Here is a 15053-nt window from a genome sequence, read left to right as displayed (position 1 = left end):
GGCGGGTCATGCTCGCCGGCCTGGCGGGAGCGGCCGGGCTGGCGGTCGCGGGTGTGGCGGGCTGGCAGGCGCTGCGGGGCAGCCCGCCGGCGCGCACGCTGTACCGGATCGCGGGTGGGCCACGCGAGTTCTTCGAGGACGAGGAGGTCATCGATCTCTTCGCGGCCGAGGGCCTGACGGTCCAGCACACCCAGTTCGGCTCCGGCCAACTGCAGTTCATCGACCTGTCCAAGTATGACGGGGTGTTCCCGGCCAGCGCGATCATGGCGCGGTACATCCAGGGCCTGGTGGGCAACCGGGCGCAGTTCCCGTCCTTCGGCTCGCCAATGGTCGTGATGACCTGGAAGCCGATCATCGATATCCTTACAGCCAACGATATCGCCGGGGAGAAACACGGCATCGGGGTGTTCGACGTCATGCGCTACCTCGACCACGTGCACAACAAGAAACGCTGGCCGGACGGCGGCCTGTTGGGCAACCGGCAGCTGCTGCTGCACACGACCGACCCGTCGACCTCCAACTCCGCGGCGATGTTCATCGCGGTCGCGTCCTACGCGCTCAACGGCAACAACACCGTGACCGACGCGGAAACCGTTGCCAGGCTGCTGCCGCGGCTGCGGTCCTGCTTCACCCCACAGGGCGACATGCGCACCACCACCGGCGTCCTGCGCCGAGACTATTTCGAGGGGCCGGGAACGGTACCCATCGGCTGGGTTTATGAGGACGACGTCCTGGACGAGATGCTCACGGAGCGCCCCCGCGAAATCAGTTACCTGTATCCCACGCCCAACGTCATTTCCGATCACTACTTCATCCCGGTCAACGACCACCCGGACGGCGCGCGCATCGGGCGGATGCTGCAGAGCCACGAGCGGTTCATCGAGATCGCGCAGCTGCGATACGGCAACCGCTACGGCGCGGGCACGCAGAAGTTCGCGGAGACGCTCGCAGCGAAGAACATCACGGTTCCGAGCCACTCCACATTGGACAAGCTCGGGCTGGCCGGGGTCCCGTCCACCGACATCTTAGGAAGCTTCATCGATGCCCTTCAGCCGCAGCGCAAGAGTCCTGCTTAGCCTGGCCCTCGTCGCCGTGCTCGCCGGCGACGCCGTGCCGATCTCGCCCGTGCTCTTCACGCTGCGCGTGCTCGCCGGCAGCGAGCTTGCCGATATGCGGCCGATCCTCCACGAGGCCAGGAGGGAGACCGGCATCGCCGTCGAGCTGTCCCCGACGTCTACTTTGGAGGGTACGACGAAAGTCGCGCGCGGCGACACGGCCGGCCACGATGCCATGTGGCTGTCCACCAACCGTTATCTGGCAATGTTTTCCGGCGGCACGGCCAAGACCGACGCCAGCACCCGGATCATGTCCACGCCGGTGGTCCTCGGCGTGCGCGCGTCGGCCGCCGACCGGCTGGGCTGGGGCCGCACCGGCGACCAGCCAGTGACCTGGTCAACCATCGCGTCGGCGGCCGCGGACGGCAGGTTCGCGTTCGGCATGAGCGACCCCGCGCGGTCCAACTCGGCCATGTCCGCACTGGTCGCCGTGGCCACATCGAGCGCGGGCCGCGGTGCGGCGCTGCGGCGCCAGGACGTGCCGCAGGCCACGCCCAGACTGCGTGCGCTGTTCCACGCGCAGAAGGCGACCGCGCCGTCCACCGGCGAGTTGATGTATGAGTACGTCCGCGATCTGGGCCGCGGCATCGACGGGCTCGTCGCGTATGAGTCGGAACTGTTGGAGCTCAACGCCTCCGGGCGGCTCGGCGAACCGCTCGTGCTGGTCTATCCGCGCGACGGCGTGGTGACCGCGACATACCAGCTGACCCTGCTGTCGTCGGCGACCGCGCAGGCCAAGGACGCGTACAACCGGCTGGTGCGGTTTCTTCTCCAGCCGCACGTGCAGCGCCGGATCAGCCAGACCACGTGGCGGCGCACCGGCCAGGGCAGCGGCGCCGAGGGCGGCCTCGTGGAGCTGCCCTTCCCCGCGACCTACGACGTCATCGAGGACCTGATCGCGGCCTATCGCGGGGAGCTGAACCGGCCCGCGCGGACGGTGTATGTGCTTGACGTGTCCGGTTCCATGCGGGGCGAGCGGCTGGAGGCGCTGCGGCAGGCGATCGCCACCCTGACATCCGGTCCGCTGGTGGCGGGCGAACAGATCACGCTGCTGCCGTTCAGCACGGTCCCGGGCACGCCGGTCACGTTCCACATTTCGGCGGGGGCGGCCGACGCCGGCATGGTCCGCGACCGGATTCGCGCCTATGCGGCGGGGCTGCAGGCAGCCGGCGACACGGCCATGTATGACGCGCTTGCGGCCGCCTACGACGCGCTCGGCCCGCCCGACCCCGCCTGGATCACGACCATCGTGCTGCTCACGGACGGCGAGAACACCGGGGGGCGGCTGTTCGACCTGGGCGACTTCCTCGCGTACCACGATGCGCTGCCCGAGGGCGCGGCGAACGTGCCGATCCTGCCCATCCTGTTCGCCGGCTCCAACCTGCGCGTGATGCAGGAGCTCGCCGAGCTGACGGGCGGGCACACGTACGACGGCCGGTCGGGCTCGCTGACCGAGGCGTTCGCGCGGATCCGCAGCAGCCGGTAGCGTTCCCGCATGCGTTTGGTTGGTGTGGCGCTCGCGCTCCTGGGCCTGTCGGGTTGCTCGCTGCTCGGCGACAAGACACCCGATCCGACGACGGTGGTGCACACGCGGGTGACGGTGCGCTCCGACGCGTCCTCGGTTGAGAAGGCACGCGAGATCCTGGCGGCACGCGCCCGCGCCCTGGGCTGGAACGCCAAGGTGGCGGTCGAGGGCGGCGACACCCTGGTGGTGAGCGTCGCGGGCGAGGTCGACCCCGCGCCGCTGGTCGCGTTGGGGGCGCTGCGGTTCCGCAAGGTGCTCGACATGGCTCCGGCGGTGGCGTCCGGTGCGGGGACGCCCGCTGAGCCGGGCCCGGTGCACACGCTGGACGAGGTGGTGGCCAAGCTCGGGCCCGCTTGGCAGGTGGCGCAAGGACTTTCGCCAACATACGCCGATCCGGATGCCGCGCAGCTGGAGGCGCTCAAGCCGTTCCGCACGCTCACGCCGTCGGAGGTGGCGGTGCTCCCGATCGAGATGCAGCTACGCGTGCCCACGATCCGGTGCCAGCAGCTCGCCGGGCGGCACATCGACGCGGTACGCCGGGCCGACCAGCGCGTGGTCGCCTGCGACACGGTCGGCACGGTGAAATATCTCCTCGACCGGGCGGCGGTGACGACGTCCGATGTGCGGGAGGCCGAGGCGCAGCGGGAGCAGGCCACCGGGAGCAACGTGGTCACGATCTCCTTCACGGCCGAGGGCCAGGTCCGGTGGACGGCGCTGACCCGCGAAATCATCGAGGGCCAGGGCAGCAGGTGCACCCCGCCGGCGCGCGGCAACCAGGGCAACTGCCTGGTCGCCATCGTCGCGGACCACAACGTCGTCACGGCGCCGGAGGTGCAGGCCGTGATCACGGGCGACGCCCAGATCGCCGGCTCGTTCTCCGACACCGACGCCAAGGCCCTGGCCTCCCAGATCAGCGGTGGCGAATTGCCGGTACCCCTCAAAATCACCAACACCGAGGTGGTCCGCCCCTGAGCCTTACGGGCGCGGTTGTTGAAGCAAGGCCGCCACCCCCTCGGCGTCCGGTGAGTCGATCTCTTTGTAAGCGGCGAACGCCGTTTGCCAATGTTGCCGGGCCAGGCGGTCCTGCCCCATGGCTCGGTGCACTCGGCCCATGCCGACGTGGGAGCGGGCCTGCTCGTCGCGGTCTCCGGTGTCTTGTGCGATCGCCATCGCGGCGGTGTGCTGATCGTGCGCGTCGGCAATCGCACCGGCGGCGCACAGGGTTTCGCCAAGCCCGTTGAGCGCGCATGTTTCGCCATACCGGAAGCCTGTTTCCCGGAATAGCGCAAGGGCTTGGCGATGGTGCAGCGCGGCGTCTTCGTACCTGCCTTGCCGTTGCAGGATCGTGCCGATGTTGGTGAGTGCTCCGGCCTGCCCGGTTCGATTATTCAAGCTCTCAAAGATTTCCAATGCTAGCCGAAGCTGACCGAGAGCCTGCTCGTGTTCGCCCAGCCGGCCGTGGACGACGCCGAGCCCGTCGAGCACATTGGCTTGGCCGGTGAGGTTGCCGAGGTGAACGTGCAGTGCCAGAGCGCGTCGATGATGCTCGATCGCTTGGCTGTATCGCCCTCGGCGTTCGCCGGCGTTCGCCCGATTGTGCCATGACCGGGCTTCACCCAGTTGATCACCGACCTGCTGATAGCAGATCAACGCACGGCGATGGTGCTCGTCCGCGTCGTCGTACCGCCCCGCCCGTAGATAGATGACACCCAGGTTGTTCAGGGCGCGAGCTTGCCCGGCCTGGTCGCCTGCGGCTTGAAAGCTTTCCAGGGCCCGCCGGTAGTGCTCGGCCGCGTTTTCATACTGACCCTGCTGGCGGAGCACGGTGCCGAGATTGACCAACGCTTTCGCCTCTTCAACCGTGTCACTCAAGCTGCGGGAGGCACGGATGGCGGCGGTGTGAGTCGCGAAGGCGTCGTCGACATATTCGGTATCCAGGTAGCGGAACAGGGTTTCCGCCAGGCGTATCGCGTGAGTCGGCCACTGCTCGGCGGCGAAGGTGCATGCCGTGACAAGATTCGGCCGTTGTGCGTCCAACCAGACGCGGGCGGCGGCCTGGTCGGCAAACCGGACAGCGTCCCGAGTCTGCTCCAGGGTCCTGCCCAGTAGGGCCGCGGTGGCATGTGGGTCGATCTGAGCGTTGGGCTGTATCCCAAGCAGGCGAAAGGCGCGCGCCGCCTCCTCTGGCAGGTGTTTGCAGGACCAGGAGAACACCGCTTCGACGGACGCACGTGGATCACCCCCTAGGCGCAGACGGGCGGGCCGTCGGGCATGCTGCGCGAGTTCTTCGGCCAGCTCGGCCACCGAGGTTCCGGGACGGGACGCCGCCAACTCCGCCGCGATCCGCAACGCCAGCGGCAGCCGTCCACATTGCTCGGCAAGCGAGGTCAGCACGATGTCGTCGGCTCGGTGGCCGATCAGCTTTTCCAGCAATGAGATCGAATCGGGTAGCGGCAGCGGGTCCAGGCGCAGACGATGGCCGCCCTGCAGGGCCACGAGACCACCGAGCGAGTCACGGCTCGTCAAAATCGCGATGCCCGGGGGTGGTGGCAGCAGTGGGCGCACCTGTTCCGCCGAGGCGGCGTTGTCCAGGACCACCAGCAGGTGCCGGCCGTTCAACTCGGTGCGATAGCGGGCGGCGCGGTCGTCTGGGGTCATGGGCAGATCAGCATCCCGGACACCGAGCGACCGCAGCAGCATTCCGAGTGCCTCGGCGACCTCGACCGGCTGGCGCGGGTCATAACCGCGCAAGTCGACATAGAGCTGACCGTCGGGGAACCGATCTGAGATCTCGTGTGCCCAATGGAGGGCCAAAGCGGTCTTGCCCACGCCTGCGGTCCCGGATATCACGAAGACCTTCGTTGACGCCGAGGACAGGCGCCTTTCCAGTGCCCGCAGTTCGGCATGCCGGCCGATGAAGGCGGTGGGGCCGGCGGGAAGCTGCGCGGGCACGGGTGTGGTCCGTCCCTGCGGGACCGGCAGCTCTCGACGCAGGATGCGTAAGTGCGCGTCCTGTATCTCATTGCCGGGCGCGACGCCGAGCTCGCCGGAAAGCCGTTGCTTGAGGTCCTCGTAATGGCGAAGGGCAGCCGCCTGCTCGCCCTGCCCGGCAAGCGCGATCATCAGCCGAGCGTGCAGGCCTTCATGAAAGGGCTCCTGTTCGGCTAGGACGCGCATAACCGCAACGGCATGCTCATTCTGTGCGGAGCCGGCGGCCACGTCGGCGAACTCCATCGCGGCCGCCACCCGCTGTTTCTCGGCGGCAGCCGCAGCCGGATGCCCGCGCAGGCTGGGATTGGCGTCGGCCAGTATCGGACCGCGCCAGCAGCCAAGCGCGTCGGCGTATAGCCCCCGCGCGGATGCCAGGTCTGCGCCTGCGGCGCTGCGGGCACGAGCCAGCAGGGCATCGAACCGGGCCAGGTCGAGCTCGGTCTCTCCTAACTGGAGGATAAACCCGCTGTGCCGGCGCACGAGGTTACCCGGCTCAAGCAAGGAACGTAACCGTCCGATGTGGACCCCAACCTGGCTGCGGCACGTCTTCGGTGGATTCTCCCCCCACAACAGGTCTATCAGTTCGTCAAGGGGGACGACATTTCCGTAGTGCAGTGCGAGCAGCCCAAGCAACGCACGCTGTGCCGGCGACGTGAGCTCGCTCGGGCGGCCACCGCGACGGACCAGCAGCGGGCCCAGGATCTGAATGCGCACACCAGACTCGGACCGCGCGCGACCCAGCTCGATCAGCGTGGCAAGGTCATGCGACCCCAGATGAAGTCCGGCCGCCAGTCGCCGCAGCGTTGACATGCGGGGCTGTGCACGGCCCAACTCGACGTCTCGAAGCGATCGAGTGCTCAGATCCGACCGCGCCGCGAGCTCCCGCTGAGTGAGACCCGCCCTGATGCGAAACCTCCGCAGAATTTCCCCAACACCTCCCGTGGGCTGCATCCACCGGATGGTAGCCGACCGTGGCGCACGATTGTGCAACAGAGCCGGCACGCATCCATGCGTCCTACGGTGTTCTGGCTGACGCACCTCGCGACGGCCCCAACGGGGAAACAAGCAAGGAGGAAGCACGGAGTGAACCGGTTTCTGAGGCGATGCGCTCTGTTGATCGCCCCACTGCTCGTCATGGTCGCAATGGCCACGCCGGCGCAGGCGGCGATCTACGACACACCCGGGGTTACCACCGGCAGCTGTTCCTACAACGGGATGACGCTCACGGTCCAGTTCTCCTGGGATGCCGATGGGTATGTCACCAAATACCGATACAAGGTAAGCGGCGCGGGATCCAGCGGCACCCACAACCTCACTCCCTGGCAGGTCGGCCCGTTGCCTGGCACCAATCTTGGGAGCGTCATCTGGCAGCGCGCCGAGGTTGACTGGAACCAGGGAATGACAGAAGGCACCTGGTACGCCCACTACCCCCATCCCAACTCCGGGGCGACCGTCGGCTGGCACAGGTACCTCGGCCAATGGAGATACTACACGGTATCGCTGACCATCAATTTCCATAGCACCACCAACACCACATGGGACTGCCGCGCGGCGGCAAATGCCGGAGAGTGGTACTTCAACTGACCGGACCCGGTGAGCCCAGCAGGGCCCACCGGGTCTCTGTTCCTATCGGTTTTCCGGTGACGGCGACGCGCGCAGCGCGGCGATCAGCCACTCGTACGCCGGGACGGCGGGTTCGAAGGGTGGGCGGTTGTTCAGGATGCCGAGCAGCTGCCAGAAGCGCTCGACCCGGCGGTCGGTGAAGGTTTCGAGTTCGTCGGCGAGCTCGCGGCGGTCCCGGTCGGACTGGCCGAGGATGCGCGCGAGGATCGCCTGGCCCTCGGGCGAAGCCGGGTCGACGCCGTCCTTGAGCGCCTCGCCCGCCAGCGTCTGGACCTGCTGCGCGAACGTGGCGTCGAACTCGGTGGGCGGCTTCGACTCGGTGGATGTGCCGGATGCGCCGGTCACGGCCATCTGACGGACCCGGGCGCGGAAATCCTTGTCGGACACCAGCTCGGCGAGCTCGATCCAGGCGTCGACCTGCTCGGGCGCCGGGTTGTCAGGCAGCTGCCGCATGCCCCGCGCGATGTGCGAGTCGGGCAGGCCGTCGAACGTCTCGGTCACGAAGTCATCGATCAGCTGCTGCCGTTCGGCGGCCGACAGTTGGGCCAGCTTGTGCATGAGTCTCAACTCCTCGGTCGTGCTGTTGCGTTCCGCGACCGAGCGCAACACCGCGCGCCGCAGGCGCAGCGCCTCGATGGACATGTCCAGCGCGGCGATGTGCGCCCGCACCACGTCCGATAGCGACACCTGCCGTTCGAGCACCCGCCGCACGGTCGGCACGTCCACACCCAGCTCGCGCAGCGTGCGGATGAGGTCGAGCCGGGCCGCGGCTTCCGCGTCGTACAGCCGGTAGCTGCCAGACGAGCGGGTCGACGAAAGCAAACCGAGGTCGGACCAGAAGCGTATGGTCCGGACGGATACCCCCGTGCGCTTGGCAAGCTGCCCGATGGTGAAGCGATCGGTCACGGGTACCAGCCTCAACCTTCCACCTGCTGGAGACTCAAACGCATTAAATCAGGTCTCCGATGTGAGAGTCGCATTTCTTCAAGAACGGCGGACGCGGACTCGGTAACGTCCGGGCGATGAGCGATACCGAGTTCACCAACCCCTTCAAAATCACGCTCTGGGACGAGACCCCCTACCACGAGCAGGACGGCGGTCCCAAGCTGACGCGGGTCACCGTGCACAAGACGTTCACCGGGCGCGTGGCGGGCACCAGCGTGGCCGAACTCCTGACCTCCCAATCGGATGAGGGCAGCGGCTACGTCGCCTCCGAGCTGTTCACCGGCAGCATCGACGGCCGCGAGGGCACGCTCGTGTTCCAGCACGGCGGAATCGTCGACGAGCACGACAGCCCGACCAGTTTCGGCGCCATCGTGCCGGGTTCGGGCACGGGCGAGCTCTCCGGCGTCACCGGCAAGGTGATCTTCCGGCACGAGCTTGTCACCCTGACGATGACGACTCGCAGGTAAACGGTCGAGCGTCGGCGGTTAAACCTCGCGGCCCGCGACATAGCCGAACGTCATCGCGGGTCCGAGGGTGGCACCCGCCCCGGCATAGCTGTGGCCCATCACCGCGCCGCTCGCGTTGCCCGCCGCATACAGCCCGGGGATCACCGAACCGTCTGCCCGCAACACCCGCGCTCTTGCGTCCGTTCTCATTCCTCCTTTGGTACCCAGATCGCCCGGCACAATCTTGAAGGCGTAGTAGGGCGGGATGTCGATCGGCGCCAGGCAATCGCTGGGCCACTGCACGGGATCGGCAAAGTACCGATCGTATTGGCTATCGCCCCGCTTGAAGTCGAGGTCCTTTCCCGACCACGCGAACGAGTTGAACCGCCGGATCGTGGCGTGCAGGTTGGCCGCGGGCACGCCGATCTTCCGCGCCAGCTCGTCGATGCTCCACGCCTTGTGCACGGCCCCGCTCGCATACCACGCCGCGGGAAACTCCAACATGGGCGCGACATCCTTGAACAGATAGCGATTGCGGTAGTTCTGATCGGTGATCATCCAGGCGGGTATGTGCGGCGCGGTGGGCGTGTTCAGGTCATACATCACATGCACCACATCGCTATACGGAGCTGCCTCGTTCACGAACCGCCGCCCGAGCCCGTTGACGAAGATGTTCCCCGGCAGGGTGCGTTCCGCCAGGCAGAAATACGGCTCCTCCGGCAGCGGGATCGCCGGACCCCACCATGCGTCCTCCATCAGATCCAGTGCGGCCCCGAGCCGCGCACCCGCCTCGATCCCGTCGCCCGTGTTGGAGGCCGCGCCCATGGTCCAGGCGACACCGACGGGCTCGCGCTGAAACTCCTTGCGCATGCGCTCGTTGTGCTCGAACCCGCCCGAGCCGACGATGACTCCCCGCGGCGCCTTGATGAGCGTGTCGCCCGACCAGACTCCAGCCACGCGTCCATTCTCGACATACAGCTCGGTGAGCGGGGTCTCGTGCCACACGGGCACATCGGCCGCGATCAGCCCGGCGCGCAGGCCGCCGGCGAGCGCCTGCCCCATCGTGACCGGCCGCTGCCCGTGCGCCGCGAGTTCGAGATAGCGGCTCACGATCGCCGCCGCGGTCTCCAGCCCCTTCGGGTGCCGCGCGATCAGGTTGAGCCACTTGTAGTCTGTGGTGAACACGACCGTCCCGTCCGGAGCCGGAATGTACGCCGGGTTCAGCCGGGGCAACTGCGCGCCGAGGATGTTGGCGTCGAAGGGAGCGGGCTCGATCGAGCGCCCGTTGGGCATCCCACCCTCCAGGCTCGGGTAGTAATCCGAATATCCCTCCATCCAACGGAAGCGCAGCGGGCTGTTGCGCAGCACGAATGAGATCATGGCGGGCCCGTTGGCGAGGAACGCCTGTTGCCGCGCGGCGGGGACGTCAGCGCCGACGACCCGCGCGAGATAGGCGGCCGCTTTCGCGGGTGTGTCCGGTACTCCGGCGGCGAGAATGACCTCGTTGTTGGGGATCCAGATCCCGGCGCCCGAGCGGGCGGTCGATCCACCGAACGTGGCCGCCTTTTCGATCACCAAGGTGCGCAGGCCGCGCTTGGCGGCGGCGAGCGCTGCCGTCATCCCGGCGGCACCCGAACCAACGACCACGACTTGATACTCGGTTATCACTGGCATTGCGCCCTCCGAGCTGGCATCGAAGCTCATAAACTATAACGCGTTACAGTAGTCGGGCCGGAGCCTCGGGACAACGCCCCATCTCTCGGCGTGGCGATTTAGCGCCTTATATCGGCTTATGCTGTTATGAGGAGATGACATCACGGGGATGGCTCGCCGCGGCAGCAGGCGTTCTGGCCGGCCTCTCAGTCGCGGCACCGGTCTCCGCGGCCAAGACCATCAACCTGAACCCCGCCCATCGAAACCACACCGCGGCCGGGTTCGGCACCAAGCAGTGCACCGGTCCGCTGGCCGGGCACCCATCCGTGGACGGCCGGCACTTCGTGCTCCCCGCCTCCGCCGCGGACGACTTCGTCTCCGTCACGCTCACCTTCAGCAGGCCGGGCGGCAACGTCACCGTCGGTCCGATCACGAGCGAGAACCCGGCGATGCCGACCATGGGCGATGGCTGGAGCGGCTTCCTGGACAATGCCGGGCGAGCCAACGACGACAAGCACGCCTACGTTTTCACTCAGCCCGGCTGGACCCTGCTGGACGGCACGGCACAGGTCGAGCCGAACACCGCCTCGGGCACCTTCAACCTCAGCCACACCTGCCCGGCCGTCCAGGCCCAGCCGTCGCGCAGCACGACCCTCTCGCCCACCAGCGCCCCATCGCCCGCCAACACCCCGCCGCCCAAGATCGCCCACTCACCGGGCGGCCCCAGTCCCCTCGGCGGCGATCCGAAGGCCATCGGCGGCGGCCCGAAGCCCATCGGCGGGGCCAAGACCGGTGGCGGCGGCATGTCCGGCGGCTGGTTCGGCACGGCCGCCGCGTTCCTCGTCTCCCTCGGCCTGGTGGGCTATCTGCTCCACCGCCGTCGCCGAGACATGTGACCGATCCGGGCCGGCCCAGATCGTCCTAACCGGACAGTCGGCCCCAGGGCGGTGGTTTTTGGGAAAGCGCTTGCCATAGGATCGCCTCGATCCTGCGAATTGCGGGAGTCGGGGCGGCGCAGGAAATCAGACAATAGCGCCCCATATCCGGACCGGCCGAGGCGCCGGCTGTTGTGTTGCGTGTGATTCGTTGCAACAAAGCTGCAAATGGTACCCATTGACTGTTTTATGGCTACCTTTTTACGTTGGCGGGAAAGCGCATTCCAACGCAGGGAGGTCCTACAGTGCAGGAAGCGCAACACGTCCCAACGCGCCGGTTGAGGAGGCGGACCCGGCTGGCCTTGGCGGCCGGTGCCGGCTTCGCGGCCACGGCACTCGTCTTCACCCTTGGCGCGACCGCCAACGCGGCCACGCTGTTCTCCGATGATTTCAACGACGGCAACGCCAATGGTTGGAGCACCTCGGGTGGCAGCTGGTCGGTTTCGTCCGGCGCCTACACCCAGTCGGGCGCCAGCGCCAGCGCCAAGGCTCTGGCCGGCTCCACGACGTGGAGCACGGCCACGGTGACGGCCAAGGTCCGGGCCAACACCTTCGGCAGCGCCACCTCGCGCGGGGTTGGCATCGCCGCCCGCGCCCAGAGCACGTCCAACTTCTACGCGCTCGTGCTCACCCCCACCTCGGTGCAGATCCGCAAGGGAGCGACCACCACGCTCGCCTCGGCGGCGTTCACGACAGCGACCGGCACGTGGTACACGCTGACGTTGAGCGCCACCGGCAGCTCCCTGGTCGGCTCGGTCAACGGAACCCAGGTGGTGTCCACTTCGGACGGTTCCTATGCCACGGGCCGCGCGGGTCTGATCGCCAACTACGGCGCGGCCTCGTTCGACGACGTGGTGGTGAGCGACGCGGCCGGGCCGGGCCCGACCAGCTCGTCGCCGACCAGCTCCCCGACGGCGTCCCCGTCCACCTCGCCCTCGCCGTCCACGTCCCCGTCGCCGTCACCCACGACCTCGCCGAACCCGCAGCCAGGCGGGATCGTCGGCTGGGCGACGCAGGGCGGCGGCACGACCGGTGGCGCGGGCGGTGCCACGGTCACGGTGAGCAGCTTCGCCGATTTCCGGACCCAGGCACAGGCCGCGGGCACGCGCACCATCCTGGTCAGCGGCATGCTGTCCGGCTCGGGCACGGTCGAGATCACGGCCAACAAGACGATCCGCGGTGTAGGAGCCAACTCCGGTGTCACCGGAGCCGTGCTCAACATCGAGGACATGCACCCGGCCAACGTGATCATCCAGAACATGAACCTCCGCGGGGTACCGGGTAATGACACGATCCAGATCGAGAACGCCACGCACGTCTGGATCGACCACAACACGCTGCAGAGCACGATCGAGAACGACCCCGACTTCTACGACGGTCTGATCGACTGCACCCACGCGTGTGACTACGTCACCGTGTCGTGGAACATCATCCGCAACCACTGGAAGACGTCGCTGGTCGGCCACTCCGACAGCAACGCGGGCGAGGACGTCGGCCACCTGCGGATCACGTATCACCACAACTGGTTCGACACGACCTTCGAGCGCGCCCCGCGGGTCCGCTTCGGAGAGACGGTGCACGTGTTCAACAACTACTACCTGAACATCAGGCGCGACTCGAATTCCTACGCCATCGCCTCGGTCATGAACGCCGGAACGCTGGTCGAGGGCAACGTCTTCGAGAACGTGCAGCAGGCGTGCTGGTCGGCCAGCGGCTACGCCGACTCCGACCCGGGCCGGCTGGTGGCGCGCGACAACATCCTGAGCAACTCCGGGCCGTGTGAGACCAACGGTTCCGTGGCTGCCATCCCGTACCGCTACACAGCGGAGAGCTCCGGCACGGTCAAGGCCTCCGTCACGGCGGGCGCCGGAGCCGGCAAGCTCTAAGCACCACAAGGAAAACTTGGAGGCCGGCGACCGCCCGATCGCCGGCCTCCAGCCCGTGCTAGCCCGTCCAGCCCAGCCACGCCTCGCCCGCGCTGATCGCCGCGAACCAGAAGGCGGCGGCCGCGACCGGGACGAGCAGCGTGTAGACCGGTCGCGTGCGCAGCAGATAGATGGCCAGCCCGAAGAACGCCAGCCACACGAGCAGCAGCAACACGTACGCCCACGCCGGCGTGACGAGCCCGCTGGACAGGTACCAGATGCCCACCGGGAGATGTGCGATCAGCCCGATCCAGCCGGCGATGAGCGCGGCGACGCTGCGCTGCTTCGGTACCACATCATCATCGGTTGTCATCAAACTAGTATGGCGGGCCTTGGCAAACCGGTGGATCCCCGGGTGCAGCATCCGGGCCGAGTGAGGTGTTCCCTTCTTAGCGACGACAGAAGGGCAAGCGCATGCGGCTGATGACGAGACCGGAGGCGGCGGACTTCGCCGGATTCTATGCCGCGAACTTCGCCAAGATAGGCGGTCAGCTGGCCGCCTATCTTGGCGACCAGGGGGAAGCGCAGGATGTGACACAGGAGGCGTTCTGCCGGGCTTTCGAGCGCTGGGAGCGGATCAGCACATACGAACACCCGGAGGCCTGGGTGCGCCAGGTGGCGTGGAACCTCGCCACCAACCGCCTGCGCCATCTGCGTGTCGTGCTGCGGCACCGCGCCAGCCAGCGCGAGGAGCACGTCGAGGGGCCTACCCCCGATCGCGTGGCGCTCACCCGTGCGCTTGCCAAGCTTCCGCCCAAGCACCGGTTGGCGGTCGTGCTGCATCACCTGGGCCAACTGTCCACTTCGGAGATCGCGCAGCAGCAGAATGTCGCCGAGGGCACCGTGCGGTCCTGGCTCACCCGCGGCCGCTCGCAGCTTGCCGAGCAGCTGACGTGGGAGAGTGCGCCGGTTGTCGCGGCTCCAGGGATTGATAAAACCATTTCTACGGTACGCCGACGGCGCGCAGCCCGGCGGGCAACCCTCGCAGCCGTCATTGCCATCGTCCTGGCCCTGCCCATCGCCATCACCCTCTGGCGCGGCAAGGGTTCCGAGCCACCCGTCATCGGCCCGACCACACCGCCAACAAGCCCGTCGCCGAGCGTCGCACCATCGGCCCGCCAGGTGATCGCGCGGCTCAGCGTGCTGGCCGAGAACGCGCCCAACCCGCCGGAGCCCCGGCCCGATCAGCTGATCCTCGTCGTGCAGACGCAGTACAGCTCGGTCGGCGCGCACCAACAGGAGCGATGGCTGGACCCCAACGGCGCCATCCTGCTGCGGACCCGAATCTACGAAGCGGGTGACTTTGTCGAGGAGGACACCGAGCAGGAACGGCAAAGGTGGATCAACATGAGCCGGGCCGACATGGCCAAATTGGGGCCCGGATTGTTCTATCCCACCTGGGCCGTGCTGTCGACATACACCACCGATCCGCAGGCGCTGCTGCACGCCATGACGCACGGCCGGACGCAGACCGCCGGGGAGGTGGCACACACGCTTGGGACGCTCGCCGAGGAGATGGACGCGATGGCCCCGCCACGGCTCAAGGCCGCACTGCTGCGGGCGCTCGCACTGGTCGACGGCGTGACAGCCGAACTGGTTACGGCGCCGGACGGCAGCCGGGTGTGGGCGATCGGCGGCCAGGAAAGTGAGAACAGGCGCCGGGAGGTGCTGGTCAGCGAGACCACCGGGCAGGTCGTCGGGTACCGCGATCTCGCGCTCGCCGAGCTCGTGTTCCCGAGCGGCAGGCCGTGTCCACTCTGCACGCCGCCGTTCCCTGAGCCGAGCCGGGTACCCATCCCACCCACCCCGACGAGCACCTACCTGTGGCAAGCCTCCCTAGTCGACAGGTGACCTCTTGGCGACGAGTCGACTTGCTCCTCCAACGGGCCGCAGCT

12 protein-coding genes are annotated in these 15053 nt (G+C 67.8%); 8 read left to right on the top strand and 4 right to left on the bottom strand.

The window, feature by feature from the left end; all coding sequences use genetic code 11:
• The 3 genes from DM816_RS32650 to DM816_RS32640 form a co-directional block, all read left to right on the top strand.
• Positions 1 to 1076 (top strand): substrate-binding domain-containing protein (locus DM816_RS32650; RefSeq protein WP_162908072.1); only part of this gene is annotated, 1076 nt, incomplete at its 5' end.
• Positions 1042 to 2601, top strand: a complete 1560-nt coding sequence (locus DM816_RS32645; protein ID WP_117214330.1) for a substrate-binding domain-containing protein — start codon at positions 1042 to 1044, stop codon at positions 2599 to 2601. The genes DM816_RS32650 and DM816_RS32645, both read left to right, overlap by 35 nt.
• A gap of 9 nt (positions 2602 to 2610) precedes the next feature.
• The gene (locus DM816_RS32640) at positions 2611 to 3612 is read left to right on the top strand and encodes a SecDF P1 head subdomain-containing protein (RefSeq protein ID WP_162908071.1); all 1002 of its coding nucleotides are present in this window, start codon (positions 2611 to 2613) and stop codon (positions 3610 to 3612) included.
• A gap of 3 nt (positions 3613 to 3615) precedes the next feature.
• On the opposite strand, the gene DM816_RS32635 is transcribed toward DM816_RS32640, so the two are convergent.
• Entirely contained in the window at positions 3616 to 6582 is a 2967-nt protein-coding gene (locus tag DM816_RS32635; RefSeq protein ID WP_162908070.1) for a tetratricopeptide repeat protein, read from the bottom strand.
• 132 nt (positions 6583 to 6714) lie between these two features.
• On the opposite strand from DM816_RS32635, the gene DM816_RS43085 reads away from it, so the two are divergent.
• On the top strand, positions 6715 to 7215 hold the full coding sequence (locus DM816_RS43085) for a hypothetical protein (protein ID WP_211588956.1): 501 nt from the start codon (positions 6715 to 6717) through the stop codon (positions 7213 to 7215).
• A gap of 42 nt (positions 7216 to 7257) precedes the next feature.
• Here DM816_RS43085 and DM816_RS32630 read toward each other — a convergent pair whose 3' ends face one another.
• Positions 7258 to 8160, bottom strand: a complete 903-nt coding sequence (locus tag DM816_RS32630) for a MerR family transcriptional regulator (protein WP_117214327.1) — start codon at positions 8158 to 8160, stop codon at positions 7258 to 7260.
• Between the two features lie 116 nt (positions 8161 to 8276).
• Between DM816_RS32630 and DM816_RS32625 the strand changes: the two genes are divergently transcribed.
• Positions 8277 to 8666, top strand: coding sequence for a DUF3224 domain-containing protein (locus tag DM816_RS32625; RefSeq protein WP_117214326.1), 390 nt, complete (start codon positions 8277 to 8279; stop codon positions 8664 to 8666).
• 18 nt (positions 8667 to 8684) lie between these two features.
• On the opposite strand, the gene kstD is transcribed toward DM816_RS32625, so the two are convergent.
• The gene (gene kstD, locus DM816_RS32620) at positions 8685 to 10319 is read right to left on the bottom strand and encodes a 3-oxosteroid 1-dehydrogenase (RefSeq protein WP_117214325.1); all 1635 of its coding nucleotides are present in this window, start codon (positions 10317 to 10319) and stop codon (positions 8685 to 8687) included.
• Positions 10320 to 10453: 134 nt separating this feature from the next.
• Here kstD and DM816_RS43080 point away from each other — a divergent pair, with 134 nt between their 5' ends.
• Positions 10454 to 11194 (top strand): hypothetical protein, encoded by a 741-nt coding sequence (locus DM816_RS43080; RefSeq protein WP_162908068.1) that lies wholly within the window; start codon positions 10454 to 10456, stop codon positions 11192 to 11194.
• Between the two features lie 284 nt (positions 11195 to 11478).
• Complete coding sequence (locus DM816_RS32605) at positions 11479 to 13119, top strand: pectate lyase family protein (protein ID WP_246002488.1); 1641 nt, start codon at positions 11479 to 11481, stop codon at positions 13117 to 13119.
• Positions 13120 to 13177: 58 nt separating this feature from the next.
• Here the strand turns inward: DM816_RS32605 and DM816_RS32600 are convergent, their stop codons facing one another.
• On the bottom strand, positions 13178 to 13471 hold the full coding sequence (locus DM816_RS32600) for a hypothetical protein (RefSeq protein ID WP_162908067.1): 294 nt from the start codon (positions 13469 to 13471) through the stop codon (positions 13178 to 13180).
• A gap of 110 nt (positions 13472 to 13581) precedes the next feature.
• Here DM816_RS32600 and DM816_RS45560 point away from each other — a divergent pair, with 110 nt between their 5' ends.
• The gene (locus DM816_RS45560; protein WP_117214332.1) at positions 13582 to 15009 is read left to right on the top strand and encodes a sigma-70 family RNA polymerase sigma factor; all 1428 of its coding nucleotides are present in this window, start codon (positions 13582 to 13584) and stop codon (positions 15007 to 15009) included.
• The last annotated feature ends 44 nt before the right edge of the window (positions 15010 to 15053 follow it).

The sequence above is a fragment of the Allorhizocola rhizosphaerae genome (assembly GCF_003426775.1).
Classification (GTDB): Bacteria; Actinomycetota; Actinomycetes; order Mycobacteriales; family Micromonosporaceae; genus Allorhizocola; species Allorhizocola rhizosphaerae.
The sequence above is the reverse complement of the archived record's forward strand: the minus strand, read 5'-3'. Positions and strand labels throughout refer to the sequence as shown.